A 19,691-nucleotide genomic window follows, 5' to 3' on the forward strand; every position below is an offset into this window, starting at 1 on the left:
GCGACGAGGCCCCACAGGACGCGTTCGGGGGGTCTTGGGGATGACGTACGCCAAAAGTACTCCGCAGGTACGCCATGCGTACGCTCTCAGCCGCGCAGGGCCGGGCCGAACCAGGTGGCCAGAGCCGTACGCAGCGCGGACGGGTCCGGTACGCGATCGGGACCCGCTGCCCAGGCGACGTGGCCGTCGGGGCGTATCAGGAGGGCGTCCGGCGCGTCGATCTCCCCTATGCCCGGGACGGTCCAGTGCGTCTCCTCGCTGCGCGCCTCCACCAGGTCCACGCGGTCGGCCCACCCCTTGACGACCGCCGCCATATCGGTGCTGCCGCGCAGGTCGAGCAGGACGGGCCGGGCGGCGTGCAGCAGCTCGTGGACGCGGGACGGCCCGTCGCCGGCGGCGAGGTCGGCGTCCGGGACCCGGCGGCCCTCCAGCGAGTGGTCACCGCCGGCCGGGTAGCGGATGTCCAGCGCGTTGAGCAGGTGACGCAGATGCCGGTTGACGTCGTCGAAGACCATGAGCGCGCCGAACACCTCCCGCAGCGCGTCCGTCTGGGCGCCGGGACGCACCAGCGCCGACTGGGCACGGGTGTTGTGCAGCACGCGTTCGCCGACAGGGTGGCGCTCGGCGTGGTAGCTGTCCAGCAGGCTCTCCGGCGCCTGGCCGCGCACCACCGCCCCCAGCTTCCAGCCGAGGTTCACCGCGTCCTGTACGCCCGTGTTCAGCCCCTGGCCGCCGGCGGGGAAGTGGATGTGCGCCGCGTCGCCCGCGAGCAGCACCCGGCCCGAGCGGTAGCGGGCCGCCTGCCGGGCGGCGTCGGTGAAACGGGAGACCCAGCGGGGGTTGCGCATGCCGAAGTCGGTGCCCGCCACCCTGATCAGCGACTGCCGCAGCTGCTCGAACGTCACCGGCTCGTCGCGGCCGGGCACCCGGTCGTACTCGGAGGTGATCACCCGGTACCAGCCGGGCTCGAAGGCGATCGCCGAGTAGTCGCCGGCCGGCCGGCGCCGCACCCACACGTAGTCCTCGGGCAGGTCGGGGAGTTCCACGTCGCCGATCAGCGCGGTCATCGTCGGCTCGGTGCCGGGGAAGTCGATGCCGGCCAGCTTGCGCACGGTGCTGCGCCCGCCGTCGCACCCCACCAGGTAGCGGGCGCGCACGGTGGTGCCGGGCGCGTCCTGGCCGCCCAGGCGGACCGTCACACCGCCGTCGTCCTGGTGCACGCCGGAGACCGGGGAGGACCAGCGCATGCGCACACCCAGCTCGCCCGCCCACTCCTCCAGCAGCCGTTCGACGGCGGACTGGAGGATCATCAGCGGATACGGGTGGCGGGACTCGGACTCGTCGAAGTCCACGTAGAGCCCCGAGAAGTGGCCCACCGGTTGCAGTGCGCCCTCGGCCAGGAAGCGGTCCAGCACGCCGCGCTGGTCGAGCACCTCCAAGGTGCGCGAGTGGATGCCGCCGGCACGCGACTCACCCGTGCGCCGCGCGAGCTGCTCGGCCACCACCACGTCGGCCCCTGCCAGGCGCAGCTCACAGGCGAGCATCAGGCCGGTCGGCCCCGCGCCCGCGATGACCACGTCCGCGTCCATGCCGGTGTTCTCCACGTCGTCCGCCCCCTTTTCGCGTTGTCCGCGGGCAGGCTTCTGCCCGCGGTTTCCGTCGCCGGTCCGTCGCTTTTCCCTGCGTGTCCCTTGCTGTCCCGCTTCTTTCCCGCCGCTGTCCCGCTGCTTTTCCACCGCTTGTCCAGCGGGTTTCCGGTACGCCGCGAGGTGCCTCGGCACTTTCCGTCCGTCCGGTCCCGCCGGCGGGACATTTCCCTGGGTGCGAACGGTCCCGGGGTGTCAGCCTGCGGGTGCGCCGCGGCGTCCTCAACCACACCGGCCGCAGCGAGCCGGAGGGGCACCGGCCCGGTGGGAACGGCCCCGCGGCTGGGCGACACTCGATCCGGCCATTCACCCGGCCCGTCCCGGATTTCGTCTCGCCGGCGGGACAGCGAAAAGAGTTCGGCGGAGGAAGGAAATGGCAATGGAGCAGCAAGCCGCGTCTTCGAATGCCCCGGTTTCCCTGGTGCAGGAAATCGCAGCACTGTGGGGGGAATGCCTGGGCGGCCGCGAGGTCGGGGCCCAGGACGACTTCTTCGCCCTGGGCGGGAACTCGCTCACCGGCATCAAGATCATCGAGCGCGTGACGCAGGACCACGGCGTCCGGCTCTCCGTACGCGACTTCTACCTCGCGGGCACCCCCACCCGGGTCGCCGAGCTGATCGAACAGGGGAGGGCGGGCACGTGAGACTGACGCCGGGCCCCGCACGCGAGATCGACCTCGACCACGTCGACCTGTTCGACCTGGACCTGTACACCGAGGGCGACCCGCACCCCGTCTGGGACGTCCTGCGCGACAGAGCCCCGCTGCACCACCAAGTCCTGCCCGACGGACGGGAGTTCTGGTCGGTGACCCGCTTCGAGGACGTCTGCCGCGTCCTCGGCGACCACCGTGCCTTCACCTCCGAGCGCGGTACGGTCCCCACCCACCTGGGCACGGACGACGTCGCGGCCGGTGTGCTGCTGACCTCCACCGACCCGCCGCGGCACACCGAGGTCCGCCGCCCGCTCGGCTCCAAGCTCACCGCACGGGCGGTGCGGTCCTGGGAGGACTCCATCCGGGGCACGATCGTCCGCTTCCTGGAACCGGCCCTGGACGGCGAGCCCTTCGACCTGGCCGAGCAGGCCCTGCTCCTGCCCGCCATGGTCACCGGTCCGCTGCTCGGCATCCCCGAGCGGGACTGGGCCGAACTCGTCCAGCTCACCGCGATGGTGACGGCCCCCTCCGACCCGCACTTCCTGACCGGCGGCGAGGCCGCAACCCTCGCCATCGCCCACCACGAACTCGTCACCTACGTCCGCGAGTGGGTCCGCACGCGGCGCGCGTCCGGCTTCGAGGACGACAGCCTCCTGCACCACCTGATGAACGTCCGCCCCGGTGGCGCGCCCCTGTCCGACGAGGAGATCGCCCTCGACGGCTACAGCATCCTGCTGGGCGCCAACGTCACCACCCCGCACACCGTCTCCGGGACGGTGCACGCCCTCATCGAACGGCCCGAGCAGTTCGACAAGGCCCAGGCCGACCCGACGCTGATCCCCAACCTCGTCGAGGAGGGGCTGCGCTGGACCTCGGCCGCGTGCAACTTCATGCGGTACGCGGTCGACGACGTCGAGATCGCCGGAGGCACGATCCCGGCCCGCGGGGCGGTCGTCGCCTGGATCGGCTCGGCCAACCGGGACCCCGCCCAGTTCCCCGATCCGCACACCTTCGACATCACCCGCGCCAACGCCAAGCGCCAGGCAGCCTTCGGCTTCGGGCCGCACTTCTGCATCGGGGCGCCGCTCGCCCGGCTCACCCTGCGCGTCTTCTTCGAGGAACTGCTCCGGCTCTTCGGCTCGATCGAGCTCGCCGGCGAACCGCAGCACCTGCGGTCGTACTTCATCGCCGGAATGACCCACCTGCCCATCACCGCCCAGAAACGGCACACGCCATGACCCCCGGCCCCACCACCGTCGCCTCGCCGTGGTTCGTCCGGCCGCCGGCCCCCGGCCACGCCGCCCGGATCTTCGGCCTGCCTTTCGCCGGGTCCGGGGCCTCCGCCTTCAGCGCCTGGCCGGCCACGCTCGAGGACGCCGAGTTCTGCCCGGTGCAGTTCCCCGGCCGCGAGAACCGGCTGGCCCACCCGCACTACGGCACCTACGACAACCTCGCCGCCGGCCTCGCCGAGGCGCTGCGACCGTATCTGCATCAGCCGTACGCGCTCTTCGGGCACTGCGCGGGCGCGCTGCCCGCCTACGAGACCGTCCTGAAGCTCGCCGCCGCCGGACTGCCCGCGCCCGCCTGCCTGTTCGTCTCCGGCCAGCCCGCGCCGCACGACGCCGCCGGCGACCGGATGCTGTCGCTGACCGAGGACGGACTGCGCGCCGAGGTGGAGACGTTCCTGCGCGGCCGGGGCATCGAGCCGCGACCGGACATGATCGACCTGGGCCTGATGGTGCTGCTGCGCGACCACGCCGCCGCGGCCGCCTACCGGCGCACCGAGCCGGTTCCCGTGCCCTGCCCCGTCGTCGTCCTGCACTGGCGCGACGACCCCGACGTCGGCCTCGACCGGCTCCAGGGCTGGCGCCACTACGCCGACAGCGTCGAGTTCGTCTCCGTCGACGGCGGCCACTACGACTTCATGGACGCGCCCGACCAGTTGCGCGACGTGCTGACCCGCCGGCGATGAGCGCCCCATGAGGCCCCGCAGCACCCCACACCGAGGGAAACGGAAGGACATCGTATGAGTGGCGCAGCCACCGACATCGCCGTCATCGGGATGTCGTGCCGCTTCCCGGGAGTGCGCGACATCGAGGACTTCTGGCGCCTGCTGCTCGACGGCGGGTCGACCATCGGGACCTTCCCCGGCCACCGGGAGGTCCTCCCCGGCCGTCCACCCCACCCGGACGCCGCCCTCGTCGAGGCCGGGTCGTTCCTGGACGCCGTCGACGGCTTCGACGCCGAGTTCTTCGGCACGTCCGCGGCCGAGGCGGCCGCCATGGACCCCGTGCAGCGCCTCGGCCTGGAACTGGCCTGGGAGGCCGTGGAGAACGCGGGCGTCCCCGCGTCGGCGCTCGCGGGCCGTGAGATCGACGTCGTGGTCGGCTCCGGCCCGTCCGGCTACGACCTGCTGCGCAAGTTGACCGGCAGCGACCGGGACGACCACTACGCCGTCCTCGGCTCAGGCGGTGCGCTGATCGCCAACCGCATCTCCCACCTGTTCGACCTGCGCGGCATGAGCCTGTGCGCGGACTCCGGCCAGTCCTCCTCGCTCGTGTCCCTGGCGCTGACCTGCGAACGGATCCGCAGCGGCGCGGTCGACACGGCGCTCGCCGGCGGCGTGCACCTCATCGCCGACCCGGAGGCGGGGCTGGGCCTGGCCAACCTCGGCGCACTGTCGCCCGACGGGCGCTGCCACCCCTTCGACGCGCGGGCCAACGGCTTCGTGCGCGGCGAGGGCGGCGCGTTCGTCGTGCTCAAGCGCCTGGACCGGGCCCTCGCCGACGGCGACCACGTCTACGCCGTGGTGCGCGGCTGGGGCGTCGGCAGCGGCGGCGCCTCCTCCCGGATGCCCGACCCCAGCCCCGCCGGGCAGGCGGCGGCCGTGCTGTCCGCCCTGCGCAGTGCGAATGTCGACTTCGACGACGTCGACTACGTCGAGGCGCACGGCACCGGCACCCGGCGCGGCGACCCGGCCGAGCTGGCCGGTCTGCGTCAGGTCGTGCGGCGCACCGGTCGCGACCGCCCCCTGGTGATCGGCTCGGTGAAGGCGAACGTCGGTCACCTGGAACCCGCCGCCGGTCTCGTCGGCTTCGTGAAGGCCGCGCTCTGCCTGGACCGCGCCCACCTGGTCCCGCACCCGGGCTTCGACACGCCGAACCCCGAAGTCCCCGACTTCCACGACGACTTCGAGGTCCTGCGCACCGCGCGCCCCTGGCCGGGCACCCCCGAGCGGCCGCGGCGCGCGGGCGTCACCTCGGTCGGCATGGGCGGCACCACCGCCCACGTCCTGCTCGAACAGGCCCCCGCCGCGCCGGCCGAGACTCACGCCAATCCGGCCGAGCCCCACGCCACGCCGGCCGAGCGCCCCGCCACGCCGGCCGAGCCCTCCGCCACGCCGGCCGAGCCCTCCGCCACGCCGGCCGAGCCCTCCGCCACTCCGGCCGAGGCCGCCGGCCCGGTTGAGACGGCCGGTGCGGCGGCCGCAGCTACCGTCGTGGTGCCCTGGGTGCTGTCGGCCCGCTCCGAGGCGGCCCTGCGCCGGCAGGCGGCCCGGCTGCGCGACCGTGTGGCGGGCGACCCGTCCTTGACGGCGGCCGACGTCGGGCACTCCCTGCTGACCACACGTACGCCATTCGCCCATCGGGCCGTGCTGCTCGGATCCGGCCGCGACGAGGCCCTGTCCGGCCTCGGACTGCTGGCCGACGGCGGAAACCCGGCCCCGGCACCCGCCGCCCGCACCGTACGCGGCGTGGCCGACGGCCCGACCGGGCCGGTCGTCTTCGTCTTCCCCGGCCAGGGCTCGCAATGGCTGGGCATGGGACGGCAGCTGTACGCCGAATCGCCGGTCTTCGCCCGCTCGATCGACGAGTGCGCCCGGACGCTGGAGCCGTGGCTCGACTGGTCGCTGCTGGATCTGGTGACCGGCGCGCCGACGGCGCCCCCGCTGGAGGGCCGGGACACCGTGGTGCAGCCGGCGCTGTTCGCGATGATGGTGTCCCTGACCCGGGTGTGGCGGTCTTTGGGCGTGGTCCCCGACGCGGTGGTGGGCCACTCGCAGGGCGAGATCGCCGCCGCGTGCGCGTCCGGTGCGCTCGACCTGGAGGACGCCGCCCGGCTGGTCGCCCTGCGCAGCCGCACCCTGGGCGCGCTGGCGGGCCTGGGCGGCATGAGCGCGGTCGCCGCGCCCCTGGCCGAGGTCGGTCGGCGGCTGAGCCGGTGGCCCGGGCGGCTGTCCGTGGCCACCGTCAACGGGCCGGCCTCCGTGGTCGTCTCCGGGGACCTCCCGGCCCTGGAGGGGTTCGCCGCCGAGGCCACCGCCGACGGCGTGCGGGTGCGCCGCATGAAGGTCGGGTACGCCTCCCACTCCCACCAGGTCGAGCGCATCCGCGACGAGGTGCTCGCCGCTGCCGCGCACGTCACGCCGCGGCCGACGCCGGTGGAGTTCCACTCCACGGTCACCGCGGGGCGCGTCGACACCGGCCGGCTGGACGGGGCGTACTGGTACGACAACCTGCGCTCGACCGTACGGTTCGGCGAGGTCGTCTCCGCCCTGATGCGCGAACGCGGCGGGGTGTACGTGGAGGTCAGTCCGCACCCCGTGCTCCAGGTGGCGATGGAGGAGACCGCCGACACGCTGGAACGCCCGCCCCTGGTGGTGCACACCCTGAGCAAGCACGACGGCGGCATCGCCAAGGTCCTCACGTCGGCGGCCGAACTGCACGTGCGCGGTGTGCCGGTGAGCTGGCGGACGGTGTTCGAAGGGGCCCGCCCGCGCCGGGTCGCCCTGCCCACCTATCCCTTCCAGCGGCAGCGGTACTGGCTGACCGCGCCGGACGCCACCGCCACCCCCGGTACGCCCGGCGCGCCCGCCGGAGGGCCGGACCTGATCTCGGAGACCTCCGTCCGTGCGCTGGTGTGCGCCGAGACGGCCGCACTGCTGACCGCCAAGGACCCCGGGACGCCCCTGACGCAGGCCGACCTGGCGGCGCGGGCGGGCGAGACCTTCAAGGCCCTGGGCTTCGACTCCTCGATGGCCGTGGCGCTGCGCAACCGGCTCACCGCGGCCTGCGGGGTACGGCTGCCGGCCACCGTCGCGTTCACCCACCCCACACCGCGCGAGCTGGCCCGCCACCTGTTCTCCCTCCGGACACCGGCACGGCCCGAACCGCCGCAGCCCCGGCCCGCGCAACAGCCCGGGCCCGCGCAGCCGGCCGCCCCGGCACAGCGCCCGGCGCACGAGGAACACCCGGAGGGCCGCAGTGATGACGATCTCTACGCATTGATCGACCGCGGATACGTGTAGCAGCACCGTTCGTCCCAGCAACCGACAAGGGGGAGGCCCTGGTGGAGGATGTCGACAAGCTCCGGTCCTATCTGCGGCGCGCCGTCGGCGACGCGCAGCGACTGCGCGAACGCGTGCGCGAGCTGGAGGAGTCCGCGCACGAGCCCGTCGCGGTCGTGGGGGTGGGGTGTCGCTTCCCCGGAGGGGTGACCTCCGCGGAGGACCTGTGGGAACTGGTGTCCGGCGGTGTGGACGCGATGGGCGACTTCCCCTCCGACCGCGGCTGGGACACCGAGGCGCTGTACGACCCGGACCCCGGGGCCCGCGGGAAGACCTCCACGCGCTCGGGCGGGTTCCTGCACGAACTCCCCGACTTCGACGCGGAGTTCTTCGGCATCAGCCCTCGCGAGGCGCTGGCGATGGACCCGCAGCAGCGCCTGATGCTGGAGACCTCCTGGGAGGCACTGGAGCGGGCCGGCATCGACCCGGCGGCCCTGCGCGGCTCCTCGACCGGGGTCTTCACCGGCGTCTACGGCGTCGACTACGGCCCCCGCATGGGCGGTGGCGCGGCCGGCGAGGTGGAGGGCTTCACCCTCACCGGGACGCACCTCAGCGTGGTCTCGGGCCGGGTGGCCTACGTCCTGGGGCTGGAGGGCCCGGCGGTGTCGGTCGACACCGCCTGCTCCTCGTCGCTCGTCGCCGTCCACCAGGCCGTGCGTTCGCTGCGGTCGGGGGAGTGCACGCTGGCGCTGGCCGGGGGCGTGTCGACGCTGCCGACCCCGGGGATGTTCGTCGAACTGTCCCGGCAGCGCGGCGTGTCGGCCGACGGGCGGTGCAAGGCGTTCGCCGACGCGGCCGACGGCACCGGCTTCTCCGAGGGCGCGGGCGTGCTGGTCCTGGAGCGGCTCTCCGACGCGCTGCGCAACGGCCGCCGTGTCTGGGCGGTCGTCCGGGGCTCCGCGGTCAACCAGGACGGCGCGTCCAACGGCCTGACCGCACCCAACGGCCTGGCGCAGCAGCGCGTCGTCCGTGCGGCCCTGGCCGACGCCGGCCTGACCGCCCCCGACGTGGACGCGGTCGAGGCGCACGGCACCGGCACCCGGCTGGGGGATCCGCTGGAGGCGGAGGCGCTGCTGGCCACCTACGGCCGGGAACGCGACCCGCACCACCCGCTGTGGCTGGGTTCGCTGAAGTCCAACATCGGCCACACGCAGGCGGCGGCGGGCGTCGGCGGCATCATCAAGATGACCATGGCGATGCGCCACGGGGTCCTGCCCTGCACTCTGCACGTCGACCGGCCCTCCACGCACGTGGACTGGTCGGCCGGGGCGGTGGAACTGCTCACCGAGGCCCGCCCGTGGACCACGCCGGCGGACCGGCCCCGGCGCGCGGGCGTGTCGTCCTTCGGCATCAGCGGCACGAACGCGCATCTGATCCTGGAGCAGGCACCCGAGCCCGTCCGTCCTTCCGGCACCCCTGCGCCCCCCGGATCCGCCGCCGAGCCGCCGGCCGTGCCCTGGGTGCTGTCGGCGCGATCCGCCCAGGCGCTGCGCGGGCAGGCGCGGCGACTGCACGACCACGTCACCGCCGACCCCGCCCTGCACCCGCTCGACGTGGGCCACGCGCTGGTGACGACACGTTCGCTGTTCGAGCACCGGCAGGTGATCGTGGGCGCCGACCGTGACGCACTGCTCGCCGCGCTGGCCGCCGTGGCCGACGGCGAGGAACCCGACTCCGCCGCCGCGGTGTCCGGCCTCGCCCGGCCCGTCGGCGCGACGGTGTTCGTCTTTCCCGGCCAGGGCGCGCAGTGGACCGCGATGGGCCGGGAGCTGTGGCGGACCTCCCCCGTCTTCGCCGAGCAACTGCGCGCCTGCGCCGAGGCGCTCGCGCCGTACGTGTCCTGGTCCCTCGTCGACACCGTGTGCGGCGGACCCGACTCCGCCGACCTGGAGGACATCGACGTCGTCCAGCCCGTGCTGTTCGCCGTGATGGTGTCGCTGGCCCGGGTGTGGCAGTCGCTGGGGGTCACTCCCGACGTGGTGATCGGCCACTCCCAGGGCGAGATCGCCGCCGCCCACATCGCCGGGGCCCTCACCCTCGACGACGCGGCGAGGATCGTCGCCCTGCGCTCGCGGCTGCTGGCCACCGTCGCCGGCCAGGGCGGCATGGCCGGCATCCTGCTGCCCGAACAGCGCGTGCGGGAACTCCTGGCCGGCCTGAGGTCCTCAGGCATCGGCATCGCCGCGGTGAACGGGCCCCGCTCCACGACCGTCTCCGGCGAGAACGGGGCGGTCGAGGAACTGGTCGAGGCCTGCCGGGCGGAGGGCGCCCGCGCACGGCTGATCAGATCCAGCGTGCCCGGCCACTCCCCGCTGATGGACCGCTTCTGCGAGCAGCTCCCCGACCAGCTGGGCCGGATCACCCCCGCGCCCACACCGGTCCGGATCTACTCCACGGTCACCGGCGACCTGATCGACCCCACGGCGCTGGACGAGGCCTACTGGTACCGCAACCTGCGCGAGCCGGTGCAGTTCGCGGCCGCCATGGCGCGCCTGGTCGAGCGGGAACCGGACAGCGCGGTCGTCGAGCTCAGCCCTCACCCGTTGCTCGTGCTGACGATCCAGGAACTGTTCGACACCACCCCCGGCGCCACCGGATGCGTGGTCGGCTCCCTGCGCCGGGACGAGGGCGGCCTCGCCCGGCTCCACCGGTCGGCCGCGGAGGCGTTCGTCGCGGGCGCCGACGTGGCGTGGCAGGCGGCGTTCCCCGACCGGGACGGCCGCTGGGCCGAGCTGCCCACGTACGCCTTCCAGCGGCAGCGCTACTGGCTGGACACCCCTCGGGACGCCACTCACGACGCCACCTCGGACCACCCGCTGCTCGACGCCGTCGTCGACCTGCCTGCCGGCACCGGGCACGCGGGAGTGGCCGGCGCCGGGCGCGGGGGAGTGGCCGGCGCCGGGCGCCTGTCCCTCGAGCGCCGGCCCTGGCTCGCGGAGCACCTCGTCCGCGGCACCCACCTGGTGCCCGCCTCCGTCGTGGTGGAGCTCGCGGCCTGGGCCGCGCACCGGGCCGGCTACGACACCGTCGGCGAACTCACGCTGGAGACACCGCTGGTGCTGTCCCGCACGGCCGAGCGGGAGATCCGCGTCGTGCTCGACGACTCCGGCACCGTCAGCGTGCACTCACGCGGCCGGGGCGAGAGCGCATGGACACGCCACGCCGTCGGCACGGCGGGCCCGGAGGATCCCGCCGACGGCTCCTCGGCCCCCGGCGACACCCCCCTCACCGCCTGGCCCCCGCCGGGCGCCTCCCCGGTACCCGCGGACGAGGTCCACGCCCGCCTGACCGCCCTCGGCATCGGCCACGGCCCCGTGTTCGGCGGCCTGACGGAGCTGTGGCGCCAGGGCGACACCCTCTTCGCACGGGCCGAGCTGCCTGCCGTCGCCACCGGGCAGGACCTCTTCCGCATCCACCCGGCGCTGCTGCACGCCGCGCTCCTCCCGGCCGGCCTGGACCTGCGCGCCGGCACCCACCCGTCGGAGGGCCGGCTGCCCCACCGCGCCACCGGCATCCGGCTCGGCTCCGCCCGGCCGGGCGCGCTGCGCGTGCGGCTCGCACCGGCGGGGGACGACACGGTGTCCGTGACCCTCGCCGACGACCGCGGCGCCCCGGTCGGCGGCATCACCGCACTGACCCTGCGTCCGGCCGACGCCGGGCAGCTCACGGCACTGGGCTTCGACCACCACGACGCCCTCTTCCGCACGGACTTCGCGCCCGTGCCCGCCCCGCCCGGACCGGCCGGCACCCCGTACGCCGCACTGGGCGACCCCGCCCTCCAGGCGCCGGACGCGGCCGTCTTCGGCGGCCCCGGCGACCTCGCCGCCGCCGGTCCCGTGCCCCCGATCGTGATCGCCGCCGTGGACCGCACGGAACCCGGCACCGCCGACACCCCCGCCGCCGTCGAACGCGTCCTGCACCAGGTGCTCGACTGGATCCGGCAGTGGCTGACCGACGACCGCTTCGCCGCCTCGCGGCTGGTCCTCGTCACCCGGGGCGCGTTCGCCGACGCGGCCACGCCACGCCCCGACCCGGCGGCGGCCGCCGTCTGGGGCCTCGTACGCAGCGCGCAGACCGAGAACCCGGGCCGGTTCACGCTCGTGGACAGCGACGACCACGCCGCGTCCCGGGCCCTGCTGCCCGCGCTGACGGCGACCGGGGAGGAGCAACTCACCCTCCGTGCAGGCGTCCCGGCCGCCCCCCGGCTGGCCCGCGCCGACGGCGGCCACCGCCCGGGCGAGGCGCCCGCCCTCGGCACCGGGACCGTGCTGATCACGGGCGGCACCAGCGGCCTGGGCGCCCTGCTCGCCCGCCACCTCGTGGAGCGGCACGGCGTGCGCCGCCTGCTGCTGACCAGCAGACGGGGACCGGCCGCACCGCAGGCGGCCGCACTCGCGGCCGAACTGACCGGCGCGGGCGCACACGTCGACATCGCCGCGTGCGACGTCACCAGCCGCGACTCCGTCGCCGCGCTGCTGGCCGCCGTGCCCGCCGAGCACCCGCTGACCGCCGTCGTCCACTGCGCCGGCGTGCTGGACGACGGAGTCGTCGAGACGCTGACCGGCGCACGCCTGGACGCCGTCCTCGCCCCGAAGGTGCGCGGCGCCTGGAACCTGCACGAACTGACGCGGGAGCTGCCGCTGTCCGCGTTCGTGCTGTTCTCCTCGGTCGCGAGCGTCCTCGGCACCGCCGGACAGGCCAACTACGCCGCCGCCAACGCCTTCCTCAACGGCCTCGCCCAGGCCCGCCGCGCCGACGACCTGCCCGCGACCGCGCTGTGCTGGGGCTTCTGGGCGCAGCGCAGCGAGATGAGCGCCGACCTCGACGACACCGACCTGGGGCGCCTGCACCGCCAGGGCGTGCTGCCGATGTCCTCACAGGAGGGCCTCGCCCTGTTCGACGCGGCCCTACGGGCCCACGGCGAGCCGGTCCTCGTACCCGCACGGCTGGACCTGGCGGCCCGGGCCGGCCACCTCGGCTCGCCGCTGCTGCGCGGCCTCACCGGCACGCCCGCCGCCCCGCGGGACGAAGCGGCGGGCGCCGACGGACCACTCGCCCCGGCCCTGGCGTCGCTGCCGCCCGCCGACGCCGAGGCGGCACTGCTGGACGCCGTCCGCACCCGGACCGCCGCCGTGCTCGGACACGCCGACCCGACGCGGATCGGCCCCGCGGTGGCCTTCAGGGAACTGGGCATCGACTCGCTCACCGCCCTGGAGCTGCGCAACAGGCTGGCCGCGGCGACCGGCCTGAAACTGCCCGCCACGCTCGTGTTCGACCACCCCAACCCCGGCGCCCTCGCCCGGTTCCTGACCGGGCGGATCGCACCCGTCGACCCCGCGGCGGCGCAGACCCCGGCCGCCCACCTGGCCCAGGAGATCGAGGGCCTCGGGGCCCGGCTCCAGGACGCCTTCCTCGAACTCGACGCCGAGGAGCGGAGCACCATCTCCACGCTCCTGGGCGAACTGCAGGGCCGCGTCCGCTCACTGGCGGGCGCCGCGGCACCGGCCGGCATCACCGACCGGATCAGTTCGGCCTCGGCGGGCGAACTGCTCGCGCTGCTGGACCAGGAACTCGGCTAGGGAGAGCCATGACGACCGACGACAACGCCGACGTTCTCGACTACCTCAAGCGGACGTCGATCGAACTGATCGAGACCCGCAAGCGCCTGCGGGAGCTGACCGACGCCGCGGGCGAACCCATCGCCGTGGTCGGCGTCGCCTGCCGCTTCCCGGGCGGCGCGAGCACCCCCGAGGACCTGTGGGACCTGGTGCGCACCGGCACCGACGCCGTCTCCGACTTCCCGCAGGACCGCAACTGGGACGTGGAGAACCTGTACGACCCCGACCCCGGCCGGCCCAACAGCAGCTCCACCCGCCAGGGCGGCTTCCTGTACGACGCGGGCGACTTCGACGCCGACTTCTTCGGCATCAGCCCCCGCGAGGCGCTGGCCGCCGACCCCCAGCAGCGGCTGCTGCTGGAGACCTCCTGGGAGTCCCTGGAACGCGCCGGCATCGACCCGCACTCCCTGCGCGGCAGCGACACCGGCGTCTTCGCCGGCCTGGCCTACTTCGGCTACGGCAACCACCTGAACACCCCCGACGCCATCGCCGGCTACGCGCAGATCGGCTCGCTGCTGTCCGTGGCGTCCGGGCGCGTGTCGTACGCCCTCGGCCTGGAGGGGCCGGCGGTGTCGACCGAGACGGCGTGCTCCTCGTCCCTGGTGGCGGTGCACCAGGCGGTGCAGTCACTGCGGCAGGGCGAGTGCGGCCTGGCCCTGGCCGGCGGCGTCACCGTCATGGCGACCACGCAGGTGATGCGGGAGATGACCCGGCAGCGCGGCCTGGCGGCCGACGGCCGCTGCAAGGCCTTCGCGGACGCCGCCGACGGCGCGGGCTTCTCCGAGGGCGTCGGCGTGCTCGTCCTGGAACGGCTCTCCGACGCACGGCGCAACGGCCGCCGCGTCTGGGCGGTCGTCCGCGGCTCGGCGGTCAACCAGGACGGCGCCTCCAACGGCCTGACCGCCCCCAACGGCCCCGCGCAGCAGCGCGTGATCAGGGCGGCGCTCGCCAACGCCCGGATCCAGGCGGCCGACGTCGACGTCGTCGAGGCGCACGGCACCGGCACCACCCTGGGCGACCCCATCGAGGCCCAGGCACTGCTGGCCACCTACGGCCGGGAGCGGAACCCGGACGAACCGCTGTGGCTGGGGTCGCTGAAGTCCAACATCGGCCACGCCCAGGCGGCCGCAGGCGTCGGCGGCCTCATCAAGATGATCATGGCGCTGCGGCACGGCGTCATGCCCCCCACCCTGCACATCGACCGTCCCTCCACGCACGTGGACTGGTCGGCCGGAGCGGTGCGCCTGCTCACCGAGGCCCGCGACTGGCCCGGCGCACCGGGCCGGCCCCGCCGCGCGGGCGTGTCCGCCTTCGGCGTGAGCGGCACCAACGCCCACGTGATCCTCGAGGAGGCCCCGCAGGAGGAGACGGCGTCCCCCGCCACCGGACGGCTGCCCGGCGCCGTCGTGCCGTGGGTCCTGTCCGCCCGCTCGGAGCAGGCACTGCGGGCCCAGGCGCGCAGACTGCGCGACTTCACCGCCGGCGCCGATCCGGACCCCGCCGACGCCGGCTGGTCGCTGGTGTCCGGCCGGGCCGGCCTCGAACACCGGGCCGTGGTACTCGGCCACGACCGGCAGGACCTGCTCGCCGGCCTGACGGCCCTGGCCGAGGGCGGGGAGTCCGCCGCGGTGGTGCGCGGCGTCGCCGGTGAACCCGGCGCCCGCGTACACCTGTTCCCCGGGCAGGGCGCGCAGTGGGCCGGCGTGGCGGGTCCGCTGACGGAGGCGTTCCCCGTCTTCGCCGAGGCGCTCGACGAGGTGTGCGCGCACTTCGACGCCCACCTCCCCTTCGCCCTCCGACCCGTGCTCCTCGCCGCCGACCCCGACCCCGGGCTGCGCGAGCGGACGGACGTCGCCCAGCCCGCGCTGTTCGCCCTCCAGGTCGCCCTCCACCGGCTGCTCACCCATTACGGTCCGGCGCCGGACCACCTGATCGGCCACTCCGTCGGCGAGATCGCCGCCGCCCACGTCGCCGGAGCGCTCGGCCTGGACGACGCCACCCGCCTGGTCGCCGCCCGCGGACGCGCCATGCAGACGGTCACCGCACCGGGCGCCATGCTCGCCGCACGCCTCGACGAGGCCCGGGCGGCCGCTCTGCTCGCCGCGTACGACCGGGTGGACCTCGCCGCCGTCAACGGACCCGAGTCGGTCGTCTTCTCGGGCCTGCGCGAGCAGGTCCTCGCCCTGCGCGACCGGATCCTGGCCGACGGCGGGTCGGCCAAGCTCCTCCCGGTCGCCCACGCCTTCCACTCCCCGCTCATGGACCCGGTCCTGGACGACTTCGCGGCCGCGATCGGCGCACTGCCCTCCGCCGAGCCGGCGATCGCCGTCGTGTCGACCCTGCTGGGCCGCGAGGCCACCGCCGGGGAACTGACGTCCGCCGCGCACTGGGTACGCCACGTCCGCGCACCCGTGCGCTTCCACGAGGCGGTGGAGCACGCGCGCGCCGCCGGCGCGGACGTCTTCGTCGAGGTCGGCCCGGGCGCCACCCTCACCGGCCTCACGAAGGACGCCTTCGCGAGCACCGGCGTCGACGCGCTGGTCGTCCCGGCGTCCCGCCGGGACCGCGAGCCGGCCCGGGCGCTGACCGGCGCACTGGCCGAACTCCACGTGCACGGCGTGCCCGTGGACTGGGCCGCCCTCTTCGGGCCGCGCCGCCGGGTCGACCTGCCCACCTACGCCTTCCAGCGGCAGCGGTACTGGCTGGACCTCACGGCCGGAGCGGGACCCGCGGACCTCACCTCGGCCGGACTGGCGGCCCCCGGCCATCCGCTGCTGGGCGCCGTACTGGACCACCCCGGCAGCGACGAGGTCCACTTCACGGCCCTGTGGTCGCTGAAGACCCACGACTGGCTGTCCGGGCACACCGTGTTCGGCGCGGTCGTCGTCCCCGCCACGGCCTACCTCGACCTGGCCCTGACGGCGGGCCGGCACGTCGGCTGCGCCGTACTGGAGGACCTCACCCTGGAAGTGCCGCTGATCCTGCCCGAGACGGGCGGCGTGCAGGTACGCGTCGTCGTCGGCGCGCCGGACGCCTCGGGCCGCCGCACGCTCGAGGTGTACGCACGCCCCGGCGACCACGCCGCCACCACCGGCGGCTGGACCCGCCACGCCCAGGGCGGCCTCGCCCCGGACAGCCCGAGCACCCCGGCCGCCGGCACCGCCCAGCCGCTCACCGCCTGGCCCCCGCCCGGTGCCACCCCCGTCACCGTGGACGGCCTCTACGACACCTTCGCCGACGCCGGGTTCGACTACGGGCCCGCCTTCCGCGGCCTGCGGGAGGTGTGGCGGCACGGCGACGACCTCCACGCCCTGGCGACCCTGCCGGACAGCGCCCCGGCGGGCGCCCACGCCCTGCACCCGGCGCTGCTGGACACCGTGCTGCACGCGTCGGTGGCCGGCGGTGTCATCGAGGTGACGGGCGACCAGGGCCGGATGCCCTTCGCCTGGGCCGGCGCCCGCCTCACCGGCACGTGCGGGCCGACCGTACGCGTCCGGCTCACCCCGGCCGGCGAGGACACGGTGGCGCTGACGGTCGCCGACGAGGACGGCCGCACGATCGCCTCCGTCGCCTCCCTGACGTTCCGCCCGGCCGGCGCCGAACAGGTGCGCTCGGCGCTCGGCGGGCAGGAACCGCCGCTGTACGAGGTGCGCTGGCGGCCGGTGCCGCCGGGCGATCCCGCCGCACGTCCCGCGCGGTGGGGCGTGATCGGCACGCACCCCGGCACCGTCTCCCGGCTCCTGCGCGCGGGCGGCGACCGGGCCGTGGCCTACGCCGGGCTGGACGAGGTCCCCGCCCGCGACGCCCCCACGCACCTCCTGCTGTGCCCGGACGACACCACCGGTCCCGCCGATCCGCTCGCCGCGGTCGGCGCCTGCACCGCGCACGTCCTGCGGCAGGTCCAGCGGTTCCTCGCCGAGGAGGCGCTCGCCGCGTCCACGCTGGTGGTGCTCACCCGCGCGGCCGTGGACACCGGCACGGGACAGCGCCTGGAAAGCCTCGCCGGCGCGTCCGTGTGGGGCCTGCTCCGCTCCGCCCAGACCGAGCACCCCGGCAGGCTCCGGCTGGTGGACCTCGACGACGAGGAGACCTCCTGGGCGGCCCTGCCCGACGCACTCGCCCTCGGTGAGGAGCAACTGGCACTGCGCGGCGGTGAGTTCCTCACCCCCCGCCTCGCCCCGGCCACACCCGCCGAACAGCGCCTCGACGCCCCCGGCGACGGCCCCCACCGGCTGGGCATCCCGGACAAGGGCACCCTGGAGAACCTCACCTGGGTACCGTGCCCGGAGGCCGAGGCGCCCCTGCGGAACGGGCAGGTCCGCATCGCCGTCCAGGCCGCCGGGCTCAACTTCCGCGACGTCACCATCGCCCTGGGCCTGGTGGAGCGCACCGCCCTGGACGCCGGCATCGGCAGCGAGGGCTCCGGTGTCGTGCTGGAGGTCGCCGACGACGTCACCGCCTTCGCGCCGGGCGACCGGGTCACCGGCATCTTCGGCGGTGCCTTCGGCCGCGTGGCCGTCGCCGACCACCGCCTGCTCACCGCCGTCCCCGACGGCTGGAGCCACGCCGAGGCGGCGTCCATGCCGAGCACCTTCCTCACCGCCTACCACGCCCTGTTCCACATCGCCCGGCTCGAGAAGGGCCAGCGCGTGCTGATCCACGCGGCGGCCGGCGGCGTCGGCATGGCCGCCGTCCAGCTCGCCCGGCACGCCGGCGCCGAGATCTACGCGACGGCCAGTCCCGCCAAGTGGCCCGCCCTGCGCGAGGCGGGCCTGGACGACGCGCACCTGGCGTCCTCCCGCGACCTGGACTTCGCCGCGAAGTTCCTGGCCACCACGGACGGCCGCGGCATGGACGTCGTCCTGAACTCCCTGGCGCACAGCTTCGTCGACGCCTCGCTGACGCTGCTGCCCCGGGGCGGCCACTTCGTCGAGATGGGCAAGACCGACATCCGCGACCCCCGGCAGGTGGCCGCCGACCACCCCGGCGTCACCTACGACGCCTTCGACCTGTACGAGGCCGGACCGGACGCCCTCCAGGCGATGTTCCGCGACGTCATGGACCTGTTCGCCGACGGCCGCGTGCACCTGCCACCGGTATCGGTCCGCGACATCCGCGACGCGCGCCGCACCTTCCGCGAGATGAGCCAGGGCCGCCACGTCGGCAAACTCGTCCTCGACGTCGGCGGTGGCTTCGGCGGCGGGACCGTCCTGGTCACCGGCGGCACCGGGGGAGTGGGCTCCCTCGTGGCGCGGCACCTCGTCACCGGGCACGGCGTGCGCTCCCTGGTGCTGGCCGGCCGGCGCGGTGCCGCCGCCGACGGCGCCGCCGAACTGGTCGCGGAGCTGGAGGGACTGGGCGCCGAGGTCCGCGTCGCCGCCTGCGACGTCGCCGACCGGAGCGCCGTCGCGGACCTGCTCGCCGACATGCCGCCGCACCGGCCGCTGACGGCGGTCGTGCACGCGGCGGGGGTCCTCGACGACGGCACACTGGAGTCGCTCACCCCCGGCAGCCTCCAGCGGGTGCTGCACGCCAAGGCCGGCGGCGCGCTGGTCCTGCACGACCTGACCAGGAACCGCCCGCTGTCGGCGTTCGTGCAGTTCTCCGCGCTCGCCGGCACCCTCGGCACCGCCGGACAGGCCAACTACGCCGCCGCCAACGCCTTCCTCGACGGCCTGGCGGCCCGGCGCAGGGACGGCGGCCTGCCCGGCACCTCCCTGGCGTGGGGCTGGTGGGAGCAGAGCAGCGGCATGACCGGGGAGCTGGCGGAGGCGGACCTGGCCCGCTTGCGGCGGATGGGCGTCGCCGCCATGCCGACGTCCGAGGCGCTGGCGCTGTTCGACGCGGCCCTCGCGGGCGGCAGGACGGTGCTCGTCCCGGCCCGGCTGGACCTCACCGCCCTGCGCGGCAGGACCGGTACGGACCTGCCGCCGCTGCTGCGCGACCTCGCCTCCGCCCGCCGCCCCCGCCGGTCGGAGAGCGCCCGGGACGACACCGCCCGCGGCCTGCCCGCCCTCCTGGCCGGCCTGCCGGCCGACGAGGCGCACACCACCGCCCTTGACTGGCTGCGCGAACAGGTCGCCCTCGTCCTCGGCCACTCCTCCGGGGCGTCCGTCGACGCCGAACAGGCCTTCACACAGCTCGGCTTCGACTCCCTGACCTCGGTCGAACTGTGCAACCGCCTGGCGTCGCGGACCGGACTGCGCCTGCCGACCACGCTGGTCTTCAGTTATCCGACCCCGCGCGAGATGAGCGAGCACCTCGTCGGCCTGCTGCGCCCGGAACCGGAGCCCGGCACGGATTCCGGCACGAGCCCCGGCACGGCCCCCGGCACGGACCTCGGCACGGACGGGTCCGCCGAGCTGGAGGGGCTGTCCGACCTGGACCTGGAAGCACTGGTCGACCTGGCTCTCGACGAGAAGAGGTAA

Annotated in this window: 7 protein-coding genes; 6 read left to right on the forward strand and 1 reads right to left on the reverse strand. The window is 75.2% G+C overall.

The window, feature by feature from the left end; all coding sequences use genetic code 11:
- Positions 1 to 86 precede the first annotated feature (86 nt).
- Positions 87 to 1,604, reverse strand: coding sequence for an FAD-dependent monooxygenase (locus tag ACZ6ZN_RS30245; protein WP_469651142.1), 1,518 nt, complete (start codon positions 1,602 to 1,604; stop codon positions 87 to 89).
- 463 nt (positions 1,605 to 2,067) lie between these two features.
- Here ACZ6ZN_RS30245 and ACZ6ZN_RS30250 point away from each other — a divergent pair, with 463 nt between their 5' ends.
- The 6 genes from ACZ6ZN_RS30250 to ACZ6ZN_RS30275 are packed head-to-tail and all read left to right on the forward strand — an operon-like array spanning position 2,068 to position 19,691.
- Complete coding sequence (locus ACZ6ZN_RS30250; protein WP_398107144.1) at positions 2,068 to 2,289, forward strand: phosphopantetheine-binding protein; 222 nt, start codon at positions 2,068 to 2,070, stop codon at positions 2,287 to 2,289.
- On the forward strand, positions 2,286 to 3,536 hold the full coding sequence (locus ACZ6ZN_RS30255) for a cytochrome P450 (protein WP_398107143.1): 1,251 nt from the start codon (positions 2,286 to 2,288) through the stop codon (positions 3,534 to 3,536). The genes ACZ6ZN_RS30250 and ACZ6ZN_RS30255 overlap by 4 nt, the downstream gene beginning before the upstream one ends.
- Positions 3,533 to 4,270 carry a thioesterase II family protein gene (locus ACZ6ZN_RS30260; RefSeq protein WP_469651144.1) on the forward strand — a complete coding sequence of 246 codons (738 nt, stop codon included), beginning with the start codon at positions 3,533 to 3,535 and terminating at the stop codon, positions 4,268 to 4,270. Before ACZ6ZN_RS30255 ends, ACZ6ZN_RS30260 begins: the two co-directional genes overlap by 4 nt.
- A gap of 54 nt (positions 4,271 to 4,324) precedes the next feature.
- Positions 4,325 to 7,606: a type I polyketide synthase gene (locus tag ACZ6ZN_RS30265; protein ID WP_469651147.1), complete on the forward strand. Its 3,282-nt coding sequence runs from the start codon at positions 4,325 to 4,327 to the stop codon at positions 7,604 to 7,606.
- Entirely contained in the window at positions 7,597 to 13,224 is a 5,628-nt protein-coding gene (locus ACZ6ZN_RS30270; RefSeq protein ID WP_469651363.1) for a type I polyketide synthase, read from the forward strand. The genes ACZ6ZN_RS30265 and ACZ6ZN_RS30270 overlap by 10 nt, the downstream gene beginning before the upstream one ends.
- Positions 13,225 to 13,232: 8 nt before the next feature.
- Positions 13,233 to 19,691: a type I polyketide synthase gene (locus ACZ6ZN_RS30275; protein ID WP_469651149.1), complete on the forward strand. Its 6,459-nt coding sequence runs from the start codon at positions 13,233 to 13,235 to the stop codon at positions 19,689 to 19,691.

The sequence above is a fragment of the Streptomyces sp. NPDC053665 genome (genome assembly GCF_055585285.1).